The organism is Undibacter mobilis (genome assembly GCF_003367195.1).
GTDB lineage: Bacteria > Pseudomonadota > Alphaproteobacteria > Rhizobiales > Xanthobacteraceae > Pseudolabrys > Pseudolabrys mobilis.
In genome coordinates this window covers 1,270,401-1,292,243 of record NZ_QRGO01000001.1, presented here as the reverse complement: position 1 = coordinate 1,292,243, position 21,843 = coordinate 1,270,401, and the positions used below count along the sequence as shown (strand labels likewise).

At 63.7% G+C, this 21,843-nt stretch carries 21 protein-coding genes; 11 read left to right on the top strand and 10 right to left on the bottom strand.

Annotation, left to right across the window (positions count from 1 at the left end; all coding sequences use genetic code 11):
- Window positions 1-166 precede the first annotated feature (166 nt).
- Entirely contained in the window at window positions 167-1,279 is a 1,113-nt protein-coding gene (gene leuB, locus DXH78_RS06100) for a 3-isopropylmalate dehydrogenase (RefSeq protein WP_115516217.1), read from the bottom strand.
- Window positions 1,280-1,445: 166 nt separating this feature from the next.
- On the opposite strand from leuB, the gene DXH78_RS06095 reads away from it, so the two are divergent.
- Both DXH78_RS06095 and DXH78_RS06090 read left to right on the top strand, forming a co-directional pair.
- A complete protein-coding gene (locus DXH78_RS06095; RefSeq protein ID WP_115516216.1) occupies window positions 1,446-2,711 on the top strand; it encodes an NAD(P)/FAD-dependent oxidoreductase in 1,266 nt (421 codons plus the stop codon).
- A 97-nt stretch (window positions 2,712-2,808) separates the two neighbouring features.
- Window positions 2,809-3,861, top strand: a complete 1,053-nt coding sequence (locus tag DXH78_RS06090; RefSeq protein WP_245416748.1) for a MaoC family dehydratase — start codon at window positions 2,809-2,811, stop codon at window positions 3,859-3,861.
- 10 nt (window positions 3,862-3,871) lie between these two features.
- Here the strand turns inward: DXH78_RS06090 and DXH78_RS06085 are convergent, their stop codons facing one another.
- A complete protein-coding gene (locus DXH78_RS06085) occupies window positions 3,872-4,771 on the bottom strand; it encodes a LysR substrate-binding domain-containing protein (RefSeq protein WP_115516214.1) in 900 nt (299 codons plus the stop codon).
- Between the two features lie 226 nt (window positions 4,772-4,997).
- On the opposite strand from DXH78_RS06085, the gene sdhC reads away from it, so the two are divergent.
- The 6 genes from sdhC to DXH78_RS06055 all read left to right on the top strand — a co-directional run bounded on the left by sdhC (window position 4,998) and on the right by DXH78_RS06055 (window position 10,249).
- A complete protein-coding gene (gene sdhC / locus DXH78_RS06080) occupies window positions 4,998-5,426 on the top strand; it encodes a succinate dehydrogenase, cytochrome b556 subunit (protein ID WP_115516213.1) in 429 nt (142 codons plus the stop codon).
- Window positions 5,423-5,815: a succinate dehydrogenase, hydrophobic membrane anchor protein gene (sdhD, locus tag DXH78_RS06075; RefSeq protein WP_115516212.1), complete on the top strand. Its 393-nt coding sequence runs from the start codon at window positions 5,423-5,425 to the stop codon at window positions 5,813-5,815. Before sdhC ends, sdhD begins: the two co-directional genes overlap by 4 nt.
- Complete coding sequence (gene sdhA, locus DXH78_RS06070) at window positions 5,815-7,653, top strand: succinate dehydrogenase flavoprotein subunit (protein WP_115516211.1); 1,839 nt, start codon at window positions 5,815-5,817, stop codon at window positions 7,651-7,653. The genes sdhD and sdhA overlap by 1 nt, the downstream gene beginning before the upstream one ends.
- 1 nt (window position 7,654) lies before the next feature.
- Window positions 7,655-8,434, top strand: coding sequence for a succinate dehydrogenase iron-sulfur subunit (locus DXH78_RS06065; protein WP_115516210.1), 780 nt, complete (start codon window positions 7,655-7,657; stop codon window positions 8,432-8,434).
- 107 nt (window positions 8,435-8,541) lie between these two features.
- Window positions 8,542-9,027, top strand: a complete 486-nt coding sequence (locus DXH78_RS06060) for a pyridoxamine 5'-phosphate oxidase family protein (protein ID WP_115516209.1) — start codon at window positions 8,542-8,544, stop codon at window positions 9,025-9,027.
- A 91-nt stretch (window positions 9,028-9,118) separates the two neighbouring features.
- Window positions 9,119-10,249 (top strand): M48 family metallopeptidase, encoded by a 1,131-nt coding sequence (locus tag DXH78_RS06055; protein WP_168192716.1) that lies wholly within the window; start codon window positions 9,119-9,121, stop codon window positions 10,247-10,249.
- 6 nt (window positions 10,250-10,255) lie between these two features.
- Here DXH78_RS06055 and DXH78_RS06050 read toward each other — a convergent pair whose 3' ends face one another.
- The 4 genes from DXH78_RS06050 to DXH78_RS06035 all read right to left on the bottom strand — a co-directional run bounded on the left by DXH78_RS06050 (window position 10,256) and on the right by DXH78_RS06035 (window position 13,309).
- On the bottom strand, window positions 10,256-10,678 hold the full coding sequence (locus DXH78_RS06050; RefSeq protein WP_115516207.1) for a hypothetical protein: 423 nt from the start codon (window positions 10,676-10,678) through the stop codon (window positions 10,256-10,258).
- Between the two features lie 2 nt (window positions 10,679-10,680).
- Window positions 10,681-11,925, bottom strand: a complete 1,245-nt coding sequence (locus DXH78_RS06045) for an argininosuccinate synthase (RefSeq protein WP_115516206.1) — start codon at window positions 11,923-11,925, stop codon at window positions 10,681-10,683.
- Window positions 11,926-12,068: 143 nt separating this feature from the next.
- On the bottom strand, window positions 12,069-12,389 hold the full coding sequence (locus tag DXH78_RS06040) for a hypothetical protein (protein WP_115516205.1): 321 nt from the start codon (window positions 12,387-12,389) through the stop codon (window positions 12,069-12,071).
- 86 nt (window positions 12,390-12,475) lie between these two features.
- Window positions 12,476-13,309, bottom strand: coding sequence for a phosphatase PAP2 family protein (locus tag DXH78_RS06035; RefSeq protein ID WP_168192715.1), 834 nt, complete (start codon window positions 13,307-13,309; stop codon window positions 12,476-12,478).
- Window positions 13,310-13,450: 141 nt separating this feature from the next.
- On the opposite strand from DXH78_RS06035, the gene DXH78_RS06030 reads away from it, so the two are divergent.
- Window positions 13,451-14,056, top strand: coding sequence for a 2-hydroxychromene-2-carboxylate isomerase (locus DXH78_RS06030; protein ID WP_115516203.1), 606 nt, complete (start codon window positions 13,451-13,453; stop codon window positions 14,054-14,056).
- On the opposite strand, the gene DXH78_RS06025 is transcribed toward DXH78_RS06030, so the two are convergent.
- The 3 genes from DXH78_RS06025 to DXH78_RS06015 form a co-directional block, all read right to left on the bottom strand.
- Entirely contained in the window at window positions 14,053-14,511 is a 459-nt protein-coding gene (locus DXH78_RS06025) for a hypothetical protein (protein ID WP_147292578.1), read from the bottom strand. The two genes, DXH78_RS06030 and DXH78_RS06025, sit on opposite strands and share 4 nt — an antisense overlap.
- 52 nt (window positions 14,512-14,563) lie before the next feature.
- The gene (gene rlmN / locus DXH78_RS06020; protein ID WP_115516201.1) at window positions 14,564-15,799 is read right to left on the bottom strand and encodes a dual-specificity RNA methyltransferase RlmN; all 1,236 of its coding nucleotides are present in this window, start codon (window positions 15,797-15,799) and stop codon (window positions 14,564-14,566) included.
- Between the two features lie 93 nt (window positions 15,800-15,892).
- A complete protein-coding gene (locus tag DXH78_RS06015) occupies window positions 15,893-16,438 on the bottom strand; it encodes an invasion associated locus B family protein (protein WP_115516200.1) in 546 nt (181 codons plus the stop codon).
- A 234-nt stretch (window positions 16,439-16,672) separates the two neighbouring features.
- On the opposite strand from DXH78_RS06015, the gene DXH78_RS06010 reads away from it, so the two are divergent.
- Together DXH78_RS06010 and DXH78_RS06005 are read left to right on the top strand one after the other, a co-directional pair.
- Window positions 16,673-17,647 carry an NADPH:quinone oxidoreductase family protein gene (locus tag DXH78_RS06010; protein ID WP_115516199.1) on the top strand — a complete coding sequence of 325 codons (975 nt, stop codon included), beginning with the start codon at window positions 16,673-16,675 and terminating at the stop codon, window positions 17,645-17,647.
- A gap of 598 nt (window positions 17,648-18,245) precedes the next feature.
- Entirely contained in the window at window positions 18,246-20,903 is a 2,658-nt protein-coding gene (locus DXH78_RS06005) for a cation-translocating P-type ATPase (RefSeq protein ID WP_115516198.1), read from the top strand.
- A 3-nt stretch (window positions 20,904-20,906) separates the two neighbouring features.
- Here DXH78_RS06005 and fabI read toward each other — a convergent pair whose 3' ends face one another.
- On the bottom strand, window positions 20,907-21,728 hold the full coding sequence (gene fabI / locus DXH78_RS06000) for an enoyl-ACP reductase FabI (RefSeq protein ID WP_115516197.1): 822 nt from the start codon (window positions 21,726-21,728) through the stop codon (window positions 20,907-20,909).
- Between the last annotated feature and the right edge of the window lie 115 nt (window positions 21,729-21,843).

Genomic DNA, 21,843 nt, shown 5'->3' with positions numbered 1-21,843 from the left:
GCTGCAATTCGGCATGCCGAGCCCCCACCGCGAACTGCGGGACAACTCTTCGTCGTCATTCCGGGGCGCGCCGCAGGCGCGAACCCGGAATCCAGACACATAGATGTCCGTTGCTGCTCTGGATTCCGGATCGCCGCTTACGCGGCGTCCGGAATGACAAACGGGCTTAAGCCGACAGGGCTTCCATCTCGGCGAGAATGGCCGAGCCCATTTCAGTGGTGCTCACCGTCTTCTCGCCCGCGGTGGCGATATCCGCGGTGCGGATGCCCTTGTCGAGCGTGGCCGCGATCGCCTTGTCGATCAGGTCAGCTTCCGCGCCCATGTCGAACGAGTAGCGCAGGGCCATACCGAAGGACGCGATCATCGCGATCGGGTTGGCGAGTCCCTTGCCGGCGATATCCGGCGCCGAACCGTGCACCGGCTCGTACATCGCCTTGCGACGCTTGGTCTTGGGATCCACTTCGCCGAGCGACGCCGAGGCCAGCATGCCGAGCGAGCCGGTGAGCATGGCCGCGATATCCGACAGCATATCGCCGAACAGATTGTCGCAGACGATGACGTCGAACTGCTTGGGGTTCTTGACGAGCTGCATGCCGCCGGAATCGGCAAGCTGGTGCTCGAGCTTCACGTCCTTGAATTCGCGGTCGTGCGTCTGCTGCACAACTTCCTTCCAGAGCACGCCGCTCTTCATGACGTTGTGCTTTTCCATCGACGTCACCTTGTTGTTGCGCTTGCGCGCCAGTTCGAAGGCGACGCGCGAAATGCGCTCGATCTCGTAGGTGTCGTAAACCTGCGTATCGACCGCGCGCTTCTGGCCGTTGCCGAGATCGGTGATGGTCTTCGGCTCGCCGAAGTACACGCCGCCGGTGAGTTCGCGCAGGATCATGATGTCGAGGCCTTCGACCAGCTCGCGCTTGAGCGAGGAGGCATCGGCCAGCGCCGGATAGGTCACGGCAGGGCGCAAATTGGCGTAGAGGTCGAGGTCCTTGCGCAGGCGGAGCAGGCCGGCTTCGGGCCGCGCCTCGTAGGGCACGTCGGCCCATTTCGGACCGCCCACGGAGCCGAAGATGATGGCGTCCGCGGCTTTGGCCTTTTCCATGGTGACGTCGCTGATCGAAGTCTTGTCGGCGTCATATGAGGCGCCGCCCACCAGGCCTTCCTCGTAGACGAAGCGATTCGGGCCCTTTTTGTTGAAGAACTCGATCAGCCGCTTCACCTCGGCCATAACTTCGGGACCGATGCCGTCGCCCGGCAGCAGGAGCAGATTGTGGGTCGCCATTGTTCGCCTTTCTTTGGACGCCGCTTTTTGCGTTTCGCGCGTTTCCTTGCAGCCAAGCGGGCCCGCCCGCGCTGCCAAAACTGGCGGATTGCTAATGCCTCCCCCGCCCCTTGGCAACCGCGAGGGAGCGGTTCAGCCTCTCCGCGGGCGCAGAACGGAGATCGTGATGAGCGTGAAAATCCCCCGGGTCATCGTTGTCGGTGCCGGCTTCGGCGGGCTGGAAACCGTCCGGGCGTTGCGCCACGCAGCCGCGGACGTCACGGTCGTCGACCGGCAGAACCACCACTGCTTCCAGCCGCTGCTCTATCAGGTTGCGACCGCGGCTTTGTCGCCGGCCGAGATCGCCTGGCCGATCCGGCATATCCTGCGGGCGCAGAAAAACGCCACCGTCCTGATGGAGGAGGTGCTCGGGGTCGATCCCGCGCGCAAGGTGCTGATCACCAATTTCGGCGAGATGCCGTTTGATTATCTCGTGCTGGCGACCGGCGCGATGCACTCCTACTTCGGCCATGACGACTGGGCGCCGTTCGCCCCTGGTCTCAAGCGCATTGACGATGCCACCCGCATCCGCCGCCAGATTCTCATAGCCTTCGAGAAGGCCGAGATCGCGCAGGACCCTGAGGTGCAGCGCCGCCTGCTCACTTTCGTGATCGTCGGCGGCGGCGCCACCGGCGTCGAGATGGCGGGCGCTATCGCCGAAATCGCCCGCCAAACGCTGGCGATGGACTTCCGCCGCATCGACCCGCGCAATGCCCGCATTGTGCTAGTGGAGGCCGGCTCGCGCCTCCTGCCGGCCTTTCCGCCGGAGCAATCGGACTATGTGCGCGTCACGCTGTCAAAAGCCGGCGTGACGGTGATGACCGATACCATGGTGACGACGTGCGATGCCGGCGGCGTCGAGCTCGGTCCGCAGCGCTTGCAAGCCGCGACCGTCATCTGGGCTGCCGGTGTTATGGCCTCACCCGCCGCCAAATGGCTTGGCGCCGAGGCCGACCGCGCCGGCCGCACCCGGGTCAATGCCGACCTGTCGGTACCCGGCCATCCCGACATCTTCGTTATCGGCGACGCCGCCGCTGTGACCAACAACAACACGGGCCGGCCGGTGCCTGGCATCGCGCCGGCCGCCAAGCAGATGGGACAATATGTCGGCGCAGTGATCGCCGCGCGTATCGCCGGCCGCGATACCGGCAAACCGTTTCGCTATCGGCATCTCGGCGATCTTGCCACCATCGGCCGCCGCGCGGCGGTGGTGCAGCTCGGCCGTTTTCGGCTGCGCGGCTACTTCGGCTGGTGGTTCTGGGGCATCGCCCACGTCTATTTTCTGATCGGCACCCGCAACCGCTTCATCGTCGCTTTCAGCTGGCTGTGGAGCTACCTCACTTTTCAACGCGGCGCGCGACTGATCACTCGCGCGCCTGATGAGCCGACGTGACGCCTGCCGGTGGCCATAGCCCTTGGTCTTTGCAACAATGGGCGCGCCGGAAGATTGTTGGTACTGTCCCGACGCGACGGGACCAGAGGAGTCACTTGTGAGCGGCAAGACAAATTCCGGCAACTTCTTCGAAGACTTCAAGCTCGGCCAGAAAATCCAGCACGCGACACCCCGTACAGTGACGCTCGGTGACGTCGCGCTGTACAATGGCCTGTTCGGCTCGCGCTTTGCGGTGCAGTCGGCCGACACCTTCGCGCAGCGCATCGGCTATCCGCGTTCGCCGATCGACGACCTGCTCGTCTTCCATATGGTCTTCGGCAAGACAGTGCCGGACATTTCGCTGAACGCCGTGGCCAATCTCGGCTATGCCGATTTCCGCTTTCTCAAGGCCGTCTATCCCGGCGATACGCTCAACGCCGCCTCGGAAGTGATCGGGTTGAAGGAGAATTCCAACGGCAAGACCGGCATCGTCTATGTGCGCTCGCGCGGCTTCGATCAGACCGGCGCCACGGTGCTGGACTATGCGCGCTGGGTCATGGTGCGCAAACGCGACGAGAAGGCGCCTGCGCCGGGCGAACACGTTCCAGAACTGCCGAAGGTTGTCGATCCGGCACAGCTCGGCGCCGCCTGCCCGTCGCTGGACGCCAAGACCTACGACACCGAACTTGCCGGCAGTCCGCATCGTTTTGGCAATTACGCCAAGGGCGACAAGATCGATCACGTCGTCGGCATGACCGTGGAAGACGCCGAGCACATGATTGCGACGCGGCTCTATCAAAACACCGCGCGCGTCCACTTCGATCATTTCACCGAGAGCAAAGGCCGGTTCGGCGGTCGCCTGATCTATGGCGGCCACGCCATCTCGCTGGCACGCGCGCTGTCGTTCAACGGCCTCGGTAATGCCTTTCATATCGCCGCAATCAATGGTGGCCGCCATGTCGCGCCACTGACGGCGGGCCTCACGGTGTTTGCCTGGAGCGAGGTGCTGGACGCAGCCGATGTACCGGGCCGCAGCGACGTCGGCGCATTGCGCTTGCGCACCGTCGCCACCAAGGACAAGCCGTGCGACGACTTCCCCTACAAGATCGGCAACGAGTACGATCCTGCGGTGATCTTGGATTTGGATTACTGGGTGCTGATGCCGCGATAGTCGGCCGGCCTCACGTACTCTCCCGCCGCGCTTCTCTTAGATGATCGACGAGTTGCCGCGCGTAAGGCGGCAGTGCCTTGTAATCGCGCAGGCAGATCGAGAGGTTGCGCAGCGCCCATGGATCGGTGAGTTCGACCACCTGAATCGCCATGGTCTTGGCCGCCCAGCGCGCCGTGGTGAGAGGCACCACACCGACGCCGACGTGATTTTCCACCATGCGGCACACCGCATCGAAGGAACGCAGCTGCACGCGCAGCCGCAAAGTGCGGCCGGACTGGCTTGCCTTGTTGGCGAGGAAGCGCTGGATGGCGCTGGCACGATCGATGCCGACGAAATTGTAGTCCAGTGTTTCGGCGAAACTGATCTTGCTGCGCTTGGCCAGATCGTGGCCGCGCGCCACCACCAGGACGAAGCGGTCGCTGCGGAACGGGAAGGTCGTCAGCCCCCCGGCGTCCACGGTGCCGGCGACAATGCCGATGTCGCCGACACCTTCGGCGATCAGCCCGACGATCTCGTCCGAAAGCCGCTCCTCGATGTCGACGCTGATATTGGGATGGGCGGCGAGAAAGCTGCCGAGCGCCTCGGGCAGGAACTCGGTGAGCGAATTGGTGTTCGACAGCACCCTGATCTGACCGGCATGGCCGCCGGCATAGACGCCAAGGTCTTCCTGCAGCCGCTCGGACTGCTCGAGGATGGTACGGGCATGCTGCAGCAGGGTCCGCCCCGCCTGGGTCGGCGCCACGCCCTGCCGGCCGCGGGTGAGAAGTTCGGCGCCGAAAGCTTCTTCGAGCTTGCGGATGCGCGTCGAGGCCGCCGCCAGCGCCAGATTCATGCGTTCGGCGCCGTGCGTGATGCTGCCGGCCTCGACAATGTGCCGAAAAAGGCTCAAGTCGGTAAAGTCGTAGCGCATAGGCTAGGCCCGCCGATCCTTCTTATTATGCGAAGGCTAACTACGTAAAACACGGATTGATCCGGGCAATTTAGCCGGTTTAGTTTCGCGATTGAAGAAGTTTAACTTGGTCCAGCTCCAATCTGCGGGGACCGCGCGCCCGAGTGCGTTGCGGTAAATCTGTAGTTTGGGTAACCAACCGTCCGCGACCGCCGACAGGGCTACGGCGGGGCGAGGAGACAAGACAATGGCCGATCTCAAGGCTGGCGCTGCAACGGCGCCGCGACGTTCCCGACCGCTTTCCCCACACCTGCAGATCTACCGGCCGATGCTGACTATGACGATGTCCATCGTCCATCGCATCACCGGCGGCGCGCTGTATTTCGGCACGCTGCTGCTGGCCTGGTGGCTGATTTCCGCCGCCGCCGGCCCGAACGCCTACGCCACGTTTGAAGCCTTCATCGGCTCGTTCATCGGCCGGGTCATCCTGTTCGGCTACACATGGGCGCTGCTGCACCACATGCTGGGCGGCATTCGCCACCTGATCTGGGACACGCTGCACGGCTTCGAGCCGGCCGAGCGCGAATGGCTCACCGTCGCGACCCTCGTCGGCTCGATCGTTCTGACGCTGGTGGTCTGGGTCATCGGCTATCTCGCCGTTGGAGGCCCGCGATGAACGCTCCCCACGACATGCGCACGCCGGCCCGCCGCGTGCGCGGCCTCGGCCCCGCCCGCTCCGGCACTGCCGATTTCTGGCATCAACGCCTGACCGGCTTTGCCGGCATCTTCCTGTCGATCGCGCTGATCGTCATTGTGATTTCGCTGCTCGGCCGCAGTCACGCCGCCGCAGTGCAGATCCTTGGCTCGCCGGTCGTCGCCATTGTGATGCTGCTGTTCATCCTGACCGGCGTCTATCACATGTGGATCGGGATGCAGGAGATCATCCTCGATTACGTCCACGACGATAAATACAAATTCTTGAGTTTGATGCTGAATACCTTCTTCTGCGTGGCCATCGGCCTCGCCTCGGCGTTCGCCATCCTCAAATTGTCCTTCGGAGTCTGATGATGGCCGACAGCAACGGTAAGATGAACGGCGGTCCCGCCATCAATGGCCGCGCCTATCCGATCGAAGATCATCGCTACGACGTGGTCGTCGTCGGCGCCGGCGGCGCCGGTCTGCGCGCCGTCGTCGGCTGCTCGGAAGCCGGCCTGCGCACCGCCTGTATCTCCAAGGTGTTCCCGACGCGCTCACACACCGTCGCGGCGCAGGGCGGTATCGCCGCCTCGCTCGGCAACATGAGCGAAGACGACTGGCGCTGGCACATGTACGACACGGTGAAGGGCGCCGACTGGCTCGGCGACCAGGACACCATCGAATACATGTGCAAGAACGCGCCCGCCGCGGTCTACGAACTCGAGCACTGGGGCATGCCGTTCTCGCGCCGCGAGGAAGATGGCAAGATCTATCAGCGCCCGTTTGGCGGCATGACCACGCATTTCGGCAAGGGCACCGCGCAACGCACCTGCGCCGCCGCCGACCGCACCGGCCATGCCATGCTGCACACGATGTACGGCCAGTCGCTCAAGCACGCGGCCGAGTTCTACATCGAGTATTTCGCCCTCGACCTGATCATGGACGACGAAGGCCGCTGCCGCGGCGTCATTGCCCTGAACATGGACGACGGCACGCTGCACCGATTCATCGCCAACCAGACCATTCTGGCGACAGGCGGCTATGGCCGCGCCTACTTCTCCTGCACCTCTGCGCATATCTGCACCGGTGACGGCAATGCCATGGTGCTGCGCGCCGGCTTGCCGCTGCAGGACATGGAGTTCGTGCAGTTCCATCCGACCGGCATCTATCCAGCGGGCTGCCTCATCACCGAAGGTTCGCGCGGCGAAGGCGGTTATCTCGTCAACTCCGAAGGCGAGCGCTTCATGGAGCGCTATGCGCCGTCGGCGAAGGATCTGGCTTCGCGCGACGTCGTCTCGCGCGCCATGACCATCGAAATCCGCGAAGGCCGCGGCGTCGGCAAGGAGAAGGACCACATCTACCTTCACCTCGACCATCTCGATCCGGCCGTGCTCGCCGAGCGCCTGCCCGGCATCTCCGAGACTGCGCGCATCTTCGCCGGTGTCGATGTAACCCGTGAGCCGATCCCGGTTCTGCCGACCGTTCACTACAACATGGGCGGCATTGCCACGAACTATCACGGCGAGGCGCTGACCAAGAAGGACGGCAACAACGACTTCGTTATTCCCGGCCTGATGGCGATCGGCGAAGCCGCCTGCGTGTCGGTGCATGGCGCCAACCGCCTCGGTTCCAACTCGCTGATCGACCTCGTCGTGTTCGGCCGCGCCGCCGCACAGCGCTGCGCCGAAACGCTGACGCCGGGCGAGAAGCAGCCGGACCTGCCGAAGGATTCGGCCGACAAGGCGCTCGCCCGCCTCGATCACTTCCGATACGCCTCGGGCGGCACGCCGACTGCGGAGCTTCGCCTCAAGATGCAGAAGGTCATGCAGACCAACTGCGCCGTGTTCCGCACCGGCGAAGTGCTCGAAGAAGGTCATAACCTGATCCACCAAGTCTATGGCGGCATGACCGACATCGGCGTAACGGACCGCTCGCTGGTCTGGAACTCGGACCTCGTCGAGACGCTAGAACTCGACAACCTGATCTCGCAGGCCTGCGTCACCATGGACTCGGCCAAGAACCGCACCGAAAGCCGCGGCGCCCATGCGCGCGAGGATTTCCCGGATCGCGACGACCAGAACTGGATGAAGCACACGCTCGCGTGGATCGACGCGAAGGGCAGTGTCTCTATCGACTACCGCCCGGTGCACACTTACACGCTGACGAACGAAATCGCGTACATCGAACCAAAGGCGCGAGTTTACTGACATGGTCGAAATCACACTGCCGAAGAACTCCAAGGTCGAAGAAGGCAAGTCCTGGCCGCGCACCGCGCACGCCACGCACCTGACCGAGTTCAAGATCTATCGCTGGAACCCGGATGACGGCGCCAATCCGCACGTCGACACCTATTACGTTGATCGCGATAATTGCGGCCCGATGGTTCTCGACGCCCTCATCTGGATCAAGAACAACATCGACCCGACGCTGACCTTTCGCCGCTCGTGCCGCGAAGGCGTCTGCGGTTCCTGCGCGATGAACATTGACGGTACCAACACCTTGGCCTGCACCAAGGCGATGGACGACGCCAAGGCGCCGATCAAGATTTATCCGCTGCCGCATCAGCCGGTGGTCAAGGACCTGGTGCCGGACCTCAAGAACTTCTACGCCCAGTACGCTTCGATCGAGCCCTGGCTGCACACCGTAACGCCGGCGCCGGAGAAGGAATGGAAGCAGAGCCACGAAGAGCGCAACAAGCTCGACGGCATGTATGAGTGCATTCTGTGCGCCTGCTGCTCGACCTCGTGCCCGAGCTACTGGTGGAATTCGGATCGCTATCTCGGTCCTGCCGCGCTGCTGCAGGCCAACCGCTGGGTGCAGGATTCGCGCGACGAGGCGACCGGCGAACGTCTCGACAATCTCGAGGACCCGTTCCGCCTTTATCGCTGCCACACCATCCTGAACTGCTCGAAAGCCTGCCCGAAAGGCCTGAATCCGGCCAAGCAGATCGCGCAGCTCAAGAAGGCGCTGGTCGATCGGCAGGTCTGACCCTGGTTGCAGCCACATCTACAAAAGGGCGCCGAGACGGCGCCCTTTTTGTTGTTCTCGGAACGGACGCGGCGCTTCCCCGTTGATCCTGCAAAGGAGAACTATTCATGGCGGAAAACGAATTGGAACGCGTGTGGGATATGATGGAGAAAATCTCCATCTGCATGCTCACAACCTGGGACGGCAATAACCTGCATAGCCGGCCGATGGATGCGAGATCGCGTCGGGCTGAAAATATGGTCTACTTCCTGACCGATGTGCGACATCACAAGGACGACGAGATCGAACGCTATCCTAAGCTCGCGCTCGCCTTCGCCGATACCGGAAGTCAGAAATACGCATCGGTGTCGGGCACGGCGACAGTTTCGAACGACCGTGCGCTGATTAAGGAATTGTGGGAGCCGACCGCGAAGGCTTGGTGGGATTCGGCAGATAACCCCGACATCCGCGTTCTCAAAGTTACTCCGACCGAAGCAGAATACTGGGATGGACCGGGCACTATTGTCAGCATGGTCAAAATGATGGTGGCGGCAGCCACAGGCACCCGTCCGGACCTTGGCGATAATCGCAAGGTTTCAATGACTTCGGCGTAGCGCCACAACCAAATACAACCTTATTACAACTTATACTTGATTCAAGAAAATGGGCGACGCTACCCTTGGCCACAAAGTCAGGGGTAGCGTTTTGCGTCAGGCTCGTCCGGTCAGCGTGGCGGTGATGACGGTGTGGGCGTCTGGTTTTCTGACGTCCTGCGCCGCACCGGTCGCGCAATTGCCGGACATGGCCAAGGACGTCGTTGCGGCCGAGCAGCGCGCGCAGCAGATCGCACAACTGCGCAGGTATTACAGCGAGCGGCATCGTATGGACGCGGTCGCTTTCCGCATCCGCACCGCCAATGTCGCCGCCTGCAAGGATCGTATCGCCGCGCAGATCGGGCTGACCGCCGCGACACCGCGCAGCCTGCCGCGCCGGTATCAGTCCTACGCCAGCGAAGCGCTGAGCATCGGCTGGAGCCGGCCGACCGCGATTTCCGTGGTCGAGGGTTCGCCTGCGGCGCAGGCCGGACTTGTTGCCGGCGATGAACTCACCGCGCTGAACGGCGACCTCATTCCGCTATGGGGAACCGCCAACTGGATGTGGCGCAAGATCGCCGAGAACGGCACCGACCCGGTTCGACTCGATGTCCGCCGCGACGGCGTCGATCGCACCGTCACGGTGACGCCCGTCATGGGCTGCTCGATTCCGGTCGAGTACCACATTGATGAAACGGTCAATGCATCGGCATCCGATCTCAAGATCCTCATCACCTCCGGCATTCTGGCACTGACCCAATCCGACGCCGAACTGGCCCTGGTCATCGGTCATGAATTGGCGCACTCCACACTCGGCCATCTCGATAAGCAGCGCTGGAACACAATTGTCGGCGCGGCGGCCGGCGCGGCGATCGACGTCGGCATTCTCGCCGGCGGCGTCTCGACAGGTGGCGCCTTTCGCAAACAATTTGGCGGGCTGGGAGCAATGGCCTACAGCGTCGGCTTCGAGCGCGAGGCCGATTATGTTGGCGCCTACTATGCGGCGCGCGCCGGCTACGACACCAAAGGCACCGAGGAAATCTGGCGGCGCATGGCCTTCGTCCAACCGCAAAGCATCCTCAGCGGCAGGACGCACCCGATCATGGCCGTGCGTTTCGTGCAAATTCAGAAGACCACGGCCGAGATCGAGGACAAGAAGCGCCGCGGCCGGCCGCTCGAGCCCGAACTCAAGTCCGCCGACGCCGATCCGGCGCCGGCCGTCGAAGCCGCCGCGCGGCACTGAAGGCGCTTACTTGCAGGCCTTGTCGCTTAAGCAGATGGTCTGCAATTCCGGCCACGGCTTGTAGGCCGCCTTGCCGCATTGCTCCGGCGTCGCCTCGATCAACTGGTTGAGGTGACCGCCGTAGAAATAGCCGATGCGGTCCTTGATACCGGTATATTCGCGATTCATATTACGCGAGTTGCTGCGTACGCAAACGGCGTAGCGTTGTTCGCGGCTGCCTTGCGTGAGGAACGGCTCGGTGATGAAAGCATCGCGAATATTGGTGGGATCGTCGAGGTCGCGCTGCAGCGTGTAGAGGACCTCGGTCTTGTAGTCCTTGGGAAAGATGTTCGGATCGGGCTCGGCATTCTTCTTACCATCGCCCGAACAGGCAGCGAGCGCCGCCGCAATCAGCCCGATCGATGCGAGTTTAGAAACCGCGCCTTTCATCGTCAGTCCTTGAGCGTGCGCTTGCGCTGGCCGAGCGTACGCAGCCGCAGCGCATTGAGCTTGATGAAGCCTTCAGCGTCCTTCTGGTCGTAGGCGCCCTTGTCGTCCTCGAAAGTGACGAGCGTCGAGGAATACAGCGAGGCCGGGCTCTCGCGCCCGGTCACGATGACATTGCCCTTGTAGAGCTTGAGCCGCACGGTGCCTTCGACCATCTCCTGCGACTTGTCGATCAGGGCCTGCAGCATCTCGCGCTCCGGCGAGAACCAGAAGCCGTTGTAGATCAGTTCGGCATAACGCGGCATCAACTCATCCTTGAGATGCGCGGCACCGCGATCGAGCGTGATCGATTCAATGGCGCGATGCGCCTGCAACAGAATGGTGCCGCCGGGCGTCTCATAAACGCCGCGCGACTTCATGCCGACGAAACGGTTCTCGACCAGATCGAGCCGGCCGATGCCATTGTCATGGCCGTATTTGTTGAGCTCGGCGAGCAAGGTGGCCGGCGACATCGCCTTGCCGTTAAGGCTCACGGCATCGCCGCGCTTGAAGCCGATCGAGATTTCGGTTGGCTTGTCGGGGGCTTCCATCGGCGAAATGGTGCGCTGATAGACGATCGGCGGCGCTTCCTTGGCCGGATCTTCCAGCACCTTGCCTTCGGACGACGAGTGCAGAAGGTTGGCATCGACCGAGAACGGCGCCTCGCCTTCCTTGTCCTTGGTGATGGTGATCTGGTTGTCGCGGGCGAAATTCAGGAGTTCGTCGCGGCCCTTGAAGGTCCATTCCCGCCACGGCGCGATGATCTTGATCGAGGGATCGAGCGCGTAATAGCCGAGTTCGAAACGGACCTGGTCGTTGCCCTTGCCGGTCGCACCATGGCAGACGGCGTCGGCGCCGACCTGGTGCGCGATCTCGATCTGGCGCTTGGCGATCAGCGGCCGTGCGATCGACGTGCCGAGCAGATATTGCCCTTCATAGACGGTGTTGGCGCGGAACATCGGATAGACGAAGTCGCGGACGAATTCCTCGCGCAGATCGTCGATGAAGATGTTCTCGGGCTTGATACCGGCGCGTAGCGCCTTCTCGCGGGCGGGACCAAGCTCCTCGCCTTGGCCGAGATCGGCGGTGAAGGTCACGACCTCGGCGCCGTAGGTGGTCTGCAGCCACTTGAGGATGATCGAGGTGTCGAGACCGCCGGAATAGGCCAGAACGACCTTCTTGATGTCCCGCTTCTTGCCGTCCGTCGCCATACGCGTTGCCTGCTGTTCTGGGAGAAAGATTGGCGCGGACTATAGGGCGCTTGTGGCACGGCGCAAGCGATCAGCGTGCGCCACAGGGCTGCGCGACAGGTCCCGCAAAGCCTCTATAACGCTTTGATATACAACATATTTTTTTAGTCGGTGACGTCCTGAAAGACGTCCATTTCGGCCGAGCCGGCCAGCAACGTTCTCCAGCCCTGCAGGAAGCTGCGCAGCATCGGGTCGCTCGAAATCTTCTGCCGGTTAAGTTCGATTGCGGCGTTGGCTTCGTACTCGACCTCGATCACGAACTGCGCCGGGTCATCGACATTCTGCAGGAAGCGGACCTGGGTGCCGCCGAGCGCCCGGTAGAACGGGGCGGTGCTCTTCACCAGCGACAGCACCTGCGCTGGATCGCCGAGCGCCCTGATCTTCATTTGCAGAACGCGATGCAGGGTCTCCTGCTCGTCAGCCATCAGCGCCTCCGACGATCAGCGGCCCGTCTTGCCGCTACTGGCACTGTAGTCCAATCGGGACGCAATACCAGTGCGCGCGGCGCAACCTACCACCAGCCGGATCGGCGCTTGATCTTGGGATCGTCGCCGGCCTCACCCGGTGGTCCCGCGATCTCCGTGGCGACCCGATGACTGAGCCAACCGGTCATGCGCCGGCAGCGCGCAGAGAAGCGTTCAAGGCGTCGTTCGGACTCGTCTTCGCTGAGCCGCGTCGACGGCCAGCGAAAGATCAACGCATAGACAAGCCAGATGACCAGAAACGTGAAGACCGCGGCGAAGAGCACATCGCTGGTGAAGTGACCGCCGGCCATGACGCGCACAACCGCCATGCCGGTGCCGAGCGCCAGCGCCGCGCCGACCGCAATGATGCGATAAGGCGGCGGCACCAGCACAGCCGGCGCAATGGTCCACACCGCGCCGGACACATCGCCCGACACGAAGGCGCAATTGCTGTCGCAGCCGCCGCGCGGGTCCCACCACGGCGTGAAAATCTCGGTGCCGCCAAGCTGCGGAACGTCGATCGGCCGCGAGCGATGCCAGTTGTCCTTGAGGATGACATTGACGAGAAGGCCAGGGCCGAGCGCCATGGTCGCGCACAGGAACAAAACGGAGCGGCCGGATATGAGCGAGCGGCGTTGCGGAAACACCAGCTTGAATGCCAGCGCGGCCAGCACGCCGAAAATAATGACGGTGCCAACCCAAAGCCCGGCATCGCGCGCCGTCATCAGCGGCGGATAGATGCGCCAGCCGAAATGATTGCCACCGATCACATGCTCGTAGAACACGCGGGAGATGGCGATATCGAGCTCGGGGAACAGGCCAAACACCAGCCCCGTCACGACACCGATCCCAAGCGCGATATATAGTCCGGTGCGGCCCATGAAGTCCTCTCGCGCATGATCCCGAAAAAGCGGGGACCGGTTTTCGGACCGGACCATGCGCAAACCAGAAAGTCCGCGGCCCGTCTAGCCGAGGCCATCGGAAATGGAAAGTCGCCAGCGGCCGGGCTACAATGAGCCATCATGACGCAGCAGCCATTGGTCGATTTCTGGTTCGAATTCGCCTCGACCTATTCCTATCCCGCCGCAGCGCGGATCGGCCGCCTGGCGCAAGCGCGCGGCGTGGCCCTGCGCTGGCGACCTTTCCTGCTCGGCCCGGTGTTCAAGCAGAACGGCTGGACCACCTCACCCTTCAACCTTTATCCGGTCAAAGGCCGCTACATGTGGCGCGACCTCGAGCGCATCTGCGGGGCGCTCGACCTGCCCTTCGCCGAGCCGCCACAATTTCCGCAGAACACCATCCTGCCGGCGCGCGTTGCGCTCATCGCTTTCGACGAAGGCTGGGGCGAGACGTTCACCAACGCAATCTATCGCGCGCAGTTCGGCGACAAAAAGAACATCGGCGATCAAGAGACCGTCGCCTCAGTCATCCGCGCGCTCGGCCGTGATGCAGACGACGTCATGGGCCGCGCGCAGGCGGATGACAATAAACTTCGACTGCGGCAGCAAACGGACGAAGCCATCGCCCACGGCATTTTCGGCGCGCCCAGTTTCGTCACCGCGGACGGCGAACTGTTCTGGGGCAATGACCGCCTGGACGACGCGCTCGATTGGGCGCGCGCGCGTTAGAGGCGCTCGCGCCAGCGGCCCGCATTGCGTCCGGCCAGCAGCCAGTAAACCAAGCCGAACACCGCGCCGGCCGCGGCGGCGATTTCCAGATCGTGCGACACGACCGGCGGCGGACGGTCGATCGATTCCTCGTAGGACGGCGGCGCAAAGCCGGCGCCGTAATATCCGAGCAGCAGCATCGCCGCGCCGCCGAGCATGTTGAGTGCGAGCGAGCGGATGTTGAATGTCTCGGCGAGTGCGATCAGGATCAGCATTGGTAGGAAGCTCACCGCGCCGGTGCCGGTCGCACCAATGAAGGCCGTACCCCAGAAGAACACGCGCTCGACCGGATCGCCAGACACGCTATGCCACTGCGTGCCGAGAATGCCGAAGGCGATCGCAATACCCGCAGCCATGCTGGCGAGAAGCACGGCGAAGAAGATGATGAAGATGCGGCCGATGAGGGACATGGACACTCTTACTTGTCCCGGGCGCGGCACGAAGTAATGCACCCGCCCGGGGAAGGAATCACTCATCCGTCATGGCCATGGCGCGCAGGGCCATGCGTTCGCGGGCGGAGAGCTTTTCGGTCGCACTCTTGAGCTGGCCGCAGGCGGCGAGAATGTCGCGGCCGCGCGGCGTACGCACCGGCGACGCGTAACCGGCGTCGAACACGACCTGCGAGAACTTCTCGATCTGCTCCCAATCCGAGCACTCGTATTTCGTGCCGGGCCAGGGATTGAACGGGATGAGATTGATCTTGGCCGGAATGCCCTTGAGCAGCTTGATCAGCGCCTTGGCGTCAGCGATCGAATCGTTGACGCCCTTGAGCATCACGTATTCGAACGTGATGCGCTTGGCGTTCGAGGCGCCGGGATAATTGCGGCACGCTTCCATCAATTCGGCGATCGGATACTTGCGATTGAGCGGCACGAGTTCGTTGCGCAAATCGTCGCGCACGGCATGCAGCGAGATCGCAAGCATGCAACCAATCTCGGCGCCGGTCTTGACGATGTTCGGCACCACGCCGGAGGTCGATAGCGTAATGCGGCGCTTGGAAATGCCGATGCCGTCGCCGTCCGACATGATGAGCAGCGCGTCGCGCACGGCATCGAAATTATAGAGCGGCTCGCCCATGCCCATCATGACGATGTTTGTGACGCAGCGCTCGCCCGAAGGAATGACGCCATCGGTGGGGCGGGTGCCGCCCGGCCAATCGCCGAGACGATCGCGGGCGGCGAGCACCTGGCCGGCGATTTCGCCAGCGGTGAGATTGCGCACCAGCCGCTGGGTGCCGGTGTGGCAGAAGGCGCAGGTCAGCGTGCAGCCGACCTGGCTCGAAACGCAGAGCGTGCCGCGCTCGGTGTCGGGTATGTAGACGCACTCGACATCGTGCGGCAACTTGGAATCCTTGTCGCCCGGCAGCCGCAACAGCCATTTGCGCGTGCCATCGACCGAGACCTGCTCGGCGATCACCTCGGGGCGATCGACCGTGTAGCGCTCCGCGAGTTGCGCCCGCAGCTCCTTCGACATCGAGGTCATGTCGTCGAAGGAGGTGACGCCGCGGAAATAGGTCCAGTGCCAGAACTGCTGAGCGCGCATCTTGCGCTGCGCCGGAGGCACGCCGAGCTCGCCGAATACGTCGGCGAGCTGCGCGCGCGACAGGCCGACCAGCGACGGCTTTTCCGGCGCGACGTAGGCCTCGAGCGGCGCCTTTTCGACGAAGCCGGCGGGGGCCTTCTGCTGTTCGGCGGCGAGTGTCATGGCATCAATCTAACATATGGAACCGGCAAAAACTTGACCCTCTTCTTGGGGAAGAGGGTCAGGGATCAGCCGCCTATATAGGGAGCGCGGCGCTTATTTACACTCCGCCGCGACCTTGTCGAGCGCTTCGGCGACGCCGCGCAGCGAATAGGTGTCGGTGGTCTTGGTGCCGCGCCCGGATTCGCTCTTCACCACCAGGCTCGAACCCTTGCGCATGGCATCGACCATTTGCGCTTCTTCGCCGGCATTCTTGACCCAGGCGCCGTCGTTCTGCGTGTACAGCACATAGGATTTGGCATCGACCGTGGCGCTGGCATCGTGATTGGGCTTCTGCGGATAGCCGACGATGAGCGACACTTCGTTCTTCACATTCTCGGCCGGGCGGGTCGAAACGAAGGCATAGGAGGCGTCGCGGTTGCGGCCGGCAGGTTCGGTGGTGGCCGAGGAGGGCTTCGACAGGACGAAGCAAACCTTCTTGCCGCCGGGGGTCGCCGTATAGGCGCCCCAGTCACCGAACTGGCCAAGCAGCACGGCCTGTTCCGTCGGGTCCTTCTTCTGAGCGAATGCGGGGTTGAGGGAGATTGCCACAAGCACCGCGGTAGCGGTGGTCAGAACAATCGCGGGGCTGGGGTGTTTCATTCTCTTCGGGCCCTACCGTTTGAATGAACGACGCGAGGCACGCCGCCTTTGGGTTTGGGGAGATACCGACCGCCTACGGGCCAATATCGGCATAGTGAAGGCACCAAATCGCCTTCTTTGGCCACCTTACCGGCCAAAGGTTAATGGGGCCATGCCTCCTCGGTTACCTGCCGGCGTGGCATCGGCGCGGCCTGTGCTACATAGGCCCGATCTCTCCTGGCCATGCGGATATCCATGAAAGCTCTGCTCTGCACCCACTATGGAACTCCCGACGAACTTCAGCTCGCCGACCTGCCCGATCCGGCACCGCAGCCCGGCGAAGCCGTGGTCCGCATCGAAGCGGCGGCGCTGAATTTCTTCGATACGCTGATCATCCAGGGCAAGTACCAGACGAAGCCGGCCTTCCCGTTCTCGCCATCGGCGGAGTTCGCCGGCACGGTCGAAAGCGTTGGCGCAGACGTCACCGACTTCAAGCCGGGCGACCGCGTCCTGGGGTTCACCGGCTACGGTGCGGCGCGCGAAAAAATCGCCGTACCCGCCAAACTGCTGACGCCGATCCCCGATGAGCTCGATTTCGACCGCGCCGCCGGCCTGTGCGTCACCTATGGCACGACGCTCTATGCCTTGAAGAACCGCGCGCATATCGAGCCCGGCGAAACGCTGGCCGTGCTCGGCGCTTCGGGCGGCGTTGGCCTTGCCGCGATCGAGATCGGCAAGCTGATGGGCGCGCGGGTGATTGCCTGCGCCTCGTCGCCCGACAAGCTCGCCTTCGCGCGCCAGCACGGCGCTGACGAAGGCATCGACTACGCGGCGGAAGATCTGAAAGAAGGACTGCGCCGCATAACGGGTGGCAAAGGCGTTGACGTGATTTACGATCCCGTCGGCGGCGCTTATGCCGAAGCGGCGTTGCGCGCGATCGCGTGGGAGGGCCGTTTTCTCGTCATCGGCTTTGCCTCCGGCGAGATTCCCAAAGTGCCGCTCAATCTGTACCTGTTGAAAAGCGCCAATGTGCTCGGCGTGTTCTGGGGCGCGTGGACCGAGCGCGATCCCGACGGCCATCGCGCCAACACCGCGCAGTTGCTCACATGGGCCGCAGAAGGCCGATTGTCGTCGCATGTGCATGCGGTCTACCCGCTGAGCGAGGCTGCCGTGGCGCTCAAGGCAATCGCCGAGCGCAAGGTGATGGGCAAGGTCATCTTGCGGCCTTGAGTGAGGTCGCGTGTGCGGGACGCGCGCCCGGAATGACGCGTGATTTATCGCCCCTGTTGTTTGAGGCCCGGGGTGGGCCGCCTTCCTCTTTCTCTCCCTCGGACATGCCGAGGGGATGGAGCGCCGCGAGGCGCCCATTTGATTTCGCACCTTGCGGTGCGTCGCGCCCTTGATCGCAAGGACGCTGCGCCCCGCGGCGCTCCATCGCGGTGTCGTTACGGCGCATCGGGCCGCGCTTTCGGCGGCTGATCCGCCTTTGTGGGCGGGTAGCACACACCGTCAGCGAGCTCCTCGCGGGGGGTCCTAGTGCCCCCGGGCGGAACCCCGGCGCCGCCCGAGCGCCTGGGATGCGTTGTCCCAGGCCCGCGGGCACCGCGTCCTCTTCCCACTGCAACGACGCCTCATGACAGCGCCCCCGGCCGGAACAGGACGATGGTGTATATAGTCCTATATAGGAATGATGTCAAGAGCGACTTGCGATACGAATTGCTGCGACAATCCGCGCGGTATCCGGTTGACGGACATCAAGGGAGGAGTACGGCTGGCTCGCCACTATGCTTCTTCCCGCCTGCCGGTTGCTGCGGAAAGGACGAGCCTCATGGCCGCATCGCTGCGACCGCTTGCCATCGACAACCCGCACGCGCGGACGGCCCGCGACGTGCTCGCCGGCCTGGGCGCGGTCGTCGAGCACGGCCTAGGCGAAGACGAGGTAACGCGGCGGCGTGCCATGGCCGGCGCCAACACCATCGAGGCGACGCGCGAGGCCAGCGCACTCCTGTTGCTGCTGCACCAGTTCACCAGCCCCGTGGTCTATCTGCTCGGCGGCGCGGCGCTTCTCGCTTTCTGGTTCCAGGAAATCGAGGAGGGCCTGGCCATTTTCGCCGTGCTCGCCGTCAATGCGCTGATCGGCTTCGTCACCGAACTGAAAGCCGCGCGCTCGATCGAAGCGCTGCGCAAACTGGGCAGCCATGCGGCGCGCGTCCGGCGCGATGGTCATGTCCGCACCATCGCCGCCGAGGATCTGGTGCCCGGCGACATCGTGCTGATCGAGGCCGGCGACGCCGTGGCCGCCGACATGCGGCTGGTCGACACCTCCAGCCTGGCCGCGGATGAATCGACCGTGACCGGCGAGTCGGTGGCCGTCGAGAAATCGATCAAGGCCGTTGCCGCCGACGCGCGTGTGCCGGAGCGGCATTCGATGCTGTTCAAGGGCACCGCCGTGACGCGCGGCAGCGGCGTCGCGGTGGTGACGGCGACCGGGCTCGCCACCGAACTCGGCCGAGTGTCGCGGCTGGTCGAGGAATCCGAACCCGGCGCCTCGCCGCTGGAGCGCAAGCTGGCGCGACTGACGTTGCAACTGGTCTGGGGCACGCTGGCGCTGGCCGCCGTTCTGATCGGCATCGGGCTATGGAACGGCAAGGAGCCGTTCCTCATCATCGAGATGTCGATTGCGCTGGCGGTCGCCGCCATTCCCGAAGGCCTGCCGATTATCGCAACCCTGGCACTGGCGCGCGGCATGTGGCGTATGGCGCAACATAATGCGCTGATCGAGCGTCTCGCCGCGGTCGAAACATTGGGCGCAACCACCGTCATTCTCACCGACAAGACCGGCACGCTGACCGAAAACCGCATGACGGTGCGCCGGCTCTGGGTGCCGGACGGCGAGATCGATCTCAATGAACCGAAGAAAGAACTCGCCGACGACGAGGAAGCGACACTGCTGCTGCGGCTCGCCGTGCTGTGCAACGACGCGGTGCTTGAGGGCGAGAATGACAAAGGCAGCGGCGATCCCATGGAATTGGCGCTGCTGCGCGCCGGCCTGCGGGGCGGCCTCTCCCGTGAACGCCTGACGCACCGGACCCCGCAACTTCGCAAAGAGGCCTTCGACACCGCGACCAAGAAGATGGCCACCGTTCACAAGAGTGGCGACGGCTATCTGTTCGCCATCAAGGGCGCGCCGGAAGCCGTGCTCAACTCATGCGACACGGCCTATGACGAAGGCCGCATCGTGCCGCTCACCGATGCCGCGCGCCGCGGCTGGACCGAGCACATCGATCATCTCGGTCACCACGGCCTGCGCGTCATCGCTTGCGCCATGAAGATGGCGACCGGCGCCGATGAAGCGCCTTATCAGGCGCTCACTTTTGCCGGGCTGATCGCATTGGAAGACCCGGCGCGCGCCAATGTGCCGGACGCGATCGAAGACTGCCGGCGGGCCGGCATCCGCGTCGTCATGGTGACCGGCGACCACGCCGTGACGGCCCGCAGCATCGGCCGCGCGGTGGGTTTGGGCGATGCCGCACAACATGTGATCGAAGGCCGGCATGTGGCGCGGCTGATCGAGAGCGGCGACCCGGCGCTCTACGAAGCCGGCATTTTCGCGCGGGTCAGCCCGGGCGAAAAGCTGAGTCTGGTGCGCGCATTCCAGAAACGCGGCGAGGTCGTCGCCATGACCGGCGATGGCGTCAACGACGCGCCGGCCTTGCGGCAGGCCGATATCGGCGTCGCCATGGGCCTGCGCGGCACCGATGTGGCGCGCGAGGCCGCCGCCATGATCCTGCTCGACGACGCGTTTCCGAGTATCGTCCGCGCCATCCGTGAAGGCCGCATCATCTTCGGCAATATCCGCCGTTTCGTCGCTTACCTGATGTCGTGCAATCTGAGCGAGGTGCTGGTGGTCGGCCTTGCGGTCCTGTTCGCTTTGCCACTGCCGATCCTGCCGCTGCAGATTCTTTACCTGAACCTGATCACAGACGTGTTTCCCGCATTTGCGCTGGCGCTCGGCGAAGGCGACCGCGACATTCTCAAGCGGCCGCCGCGCGACCCGAAGCAGCCCCTGTTATCGCGCGCGCACTGGATGGCGCTCGGCCTGCAAAGCGTCGGGCTCGCCGCCGCAACATTCGCCGCGCTCGCCACAGCCCGGTTCTGGCTCGGCCTCGACAACGAGGCGGTCGTGACCGTGACTTTCATGACGCTCGCCTTCGCCCAGCTCTGGCATGTCTTTGATATGCGCCATCCATCGTCGCGGCTCTTGTCGAACGACATCCTGCGCAACCCGTGGATCTGGGGCGCGCTGGCGCTGTGCATCGGATTGCTGCTGGTGCCGGTCTATACGCCCGTGCCCGCCGGCATTCTCGGCCTCACCCCGCCGACAATGGCCATGTGGACCGTAGTCATGACGTGCAGCCTCGCGCCGATGGGCGCGACGCAAATCGTGCTGATGGCGCTGGGACGGCGGACGCGAAAGCCCGCCTGAGCGTCAGCCGCCGTTCTCGACCGAACCGCCGGCTTCGCGCAGCGCTGCCGGCTGCGGCATGGCGATGACATTGTAGCCGCTGTCGACGAAATGGATTTCGCCGGTCACACCGGTCGACAAATCCGAGCACAGATACAGACCCGAACCGCCGAGATCTTCCAGCGTCACGCCGCGGCCGAGCGGCGAATATTTCTGCTGGAAGGCGAACATGTAACGCGCATCGCCAATGCCGGCACCGGCGAGCGTGCGGATCGGACCCGCCGAGATGGCGTTGACGCGGATTTTCTGATGACCGAAGTCAACGGCGAGATAGCGTACCGAGGACTCGAGCGCCGCCTTGGCGAGACCCATGACATTGTAATTCGGCATGGCGCGATCGCCGCCGTTATAGGTCAGCGTCACCATCGAGCCGCCATTGGGCATCAACTCCGCCGCACGCTTGGCGCTCTCGGCGAAGGAGAAACACGAGATCACCATGGTGCGCACGAAATTCTCGCGCGTGTTGTCGGCGAAGCGGCCCTTCAGTTCGTTCTTGTCCGAGAAGCCGACGGCATGGACAAAGAAGTCGATGGTGCCCCACTTCTCCTTGAGCGTCGCCCACACCTTGTCGACCGAGGCGATGTCCTCGACGTCGCAGGGCAGGATAATGTCGGAGTTGGTTTGCTCGGCGAGCGGCTTGATGCGCTTCAGGAGCGCGTCGCCCTGATAGGTGTAGGCGATCTGCGCACCGTGCTGATGCAGCGTTTTTGCAATACCCCAGGCGATCGAGTGGTCGTTCGCCACCCCCATGATCAACCCGCGCTTACCTTCCATCAAACCCGGCATCGTCTTCAGCCTCTAACCGTTGACGTCACTCCGGGGTGCGAGCAAAGCGAGCGAACCCGGAATCCAGACACAGGCGATTGCCTCTGGATTCCGGGTCCGGCGCTTCGCGCCGTCC

What these genes read in the sequence shown, in the direction of transcription:
- sdhC (WP_115516213.1), top strand. Translation starts at nt 4,998, where the DNA reads ATGGCCGATCTCAAGGCTGGCGCTGCAACGGCGCCGCGACGTTCCCGA.
- DXH78_RS06085 (WP_115516214.1), bottom strand. Translation starts at nt 4,771, where the DNA reads ATGCGCTACGACTTTACCGACTTGAGCCTTTTTCGGCACATTGTCGAG.
- DXH78_RS06030 (WP_115516203.1), top strand. Translation starts at nt 13,451, where the DNA reads ATGACGCAGCAGCCATTGGTCGATTTCTGGTTCGAATTCGCCTCGACC.
- DXH78_RS06015 (WP_115516200.1), bottom strand. Translation starts at nt 16,438, where the DNA reads ATGAAACACCCCAGCCCCGCGATTGTTCTGACCACCGCTACCGCGGTG.
- DXH78_RS06060 (WP_115516209.1), top strand. Translation starts at nt 8,542, where the DNA reads ATGGCGGAAAACGAATTGGAACGCGTGTGGGATATGATGGAGAAAATC.
- DXH78_RS06045 (WP_115516206.1), bottom strand. Translation starts at nt 11,925, where the DNA reads ATGGCGACGGACGGCAAGAAGCGGGACATCAAGAAGGTCGTTCTGGCC.
- DXH78_RS06040 (WP_115516205.1), bottom strand. Translation starts at nt 12,389, where the DNA reads ATGGCTGACGAGCAGGAGACCCTGCATCGCGTTCTGCAAATGAAGATC.
- DXH78_RS06035 (WP_168192715.1), bottom strand. Translation starts at nt 13,309, where the DNA reads ATGGGCCGCACCGGACTATATATCGCGCTTGGGATCGGTGTCGTGACG.
- DXH78_RS06065 (WP_115516210.1), top strand. Translation starts at nt 7,655, where the DNA reads ATGGTCGAAATCACACTGCCGAAGAACTCCAAGGTCGAAGAAGGCAAG.
- rlmN (WP_115516201.1), bottom strand. Translation starts at nt 15,799, where the DNA reads ATGACACTCGCCGCCGAACAGCAGAAGGCCCCCGCCGGCTTCGTCGAA.
- DXH78_RS06050 (WP_115516207.1), bottom strand. Translation starts at nt 10,678, where the DNA reads ATGAAAGGCGCGGTTTCTAAACTCGCATCGATCGGGCTGATTGCGGCG.
- sdhA (WP_115516211.1), top strand. Translation starts at nt 5,815, where the DNA reads ATGATGGCCGACAGCAACGGTAAGATGAACGGCGGTCCCGCCATCAAT.
- DXH78_RS06005 (WP_115516198.1), top strand. Translation starts at nt 18,246, where the DNA reads ATGGCCGCATCGCTGCGACCGCTTGCCATCGACAACCCGCACGCGCGG.
- sdhD (WP_115516212.1), top strand. Translation starts at nt 5,423, where the DNA reads ATGAACGCTCCCCACGACATGCGCACGCCGGCCCGCCGCGTGCGCGGC.
- leuB (WP_115516217.1), bottom strand. Translation starts at nt 1,279, where the DNA reads ATGGCGACCCACAATCTGCTCCTGCTGCCGGGCGACGGCATCGGTCCC.
- DXH78_RS06010 (WP_115516199.1), top strand. Translation starts at nt 16,673, where the DNA reads ATGAAAGCTCTGCTCTGCACCCACTATGGAACTCCCGACGAACTTCAG.
- DXH78_RS06095 (WP_115516216.1), top strand. Translation starts at nt 1,446, where the DNA reads ATGAGCGTGAAAATCCCCCGGGTCATCGTTGTCGGTGCCGGCTTCGGC.
- fabI (WP_115516197.1), bottom strand. Translation starts at nt 21,728, where the DNA reads ATGCCGGGTTTGATGGAAGGTAAGCGCGGGTTGATCATGGGGGTGGCG.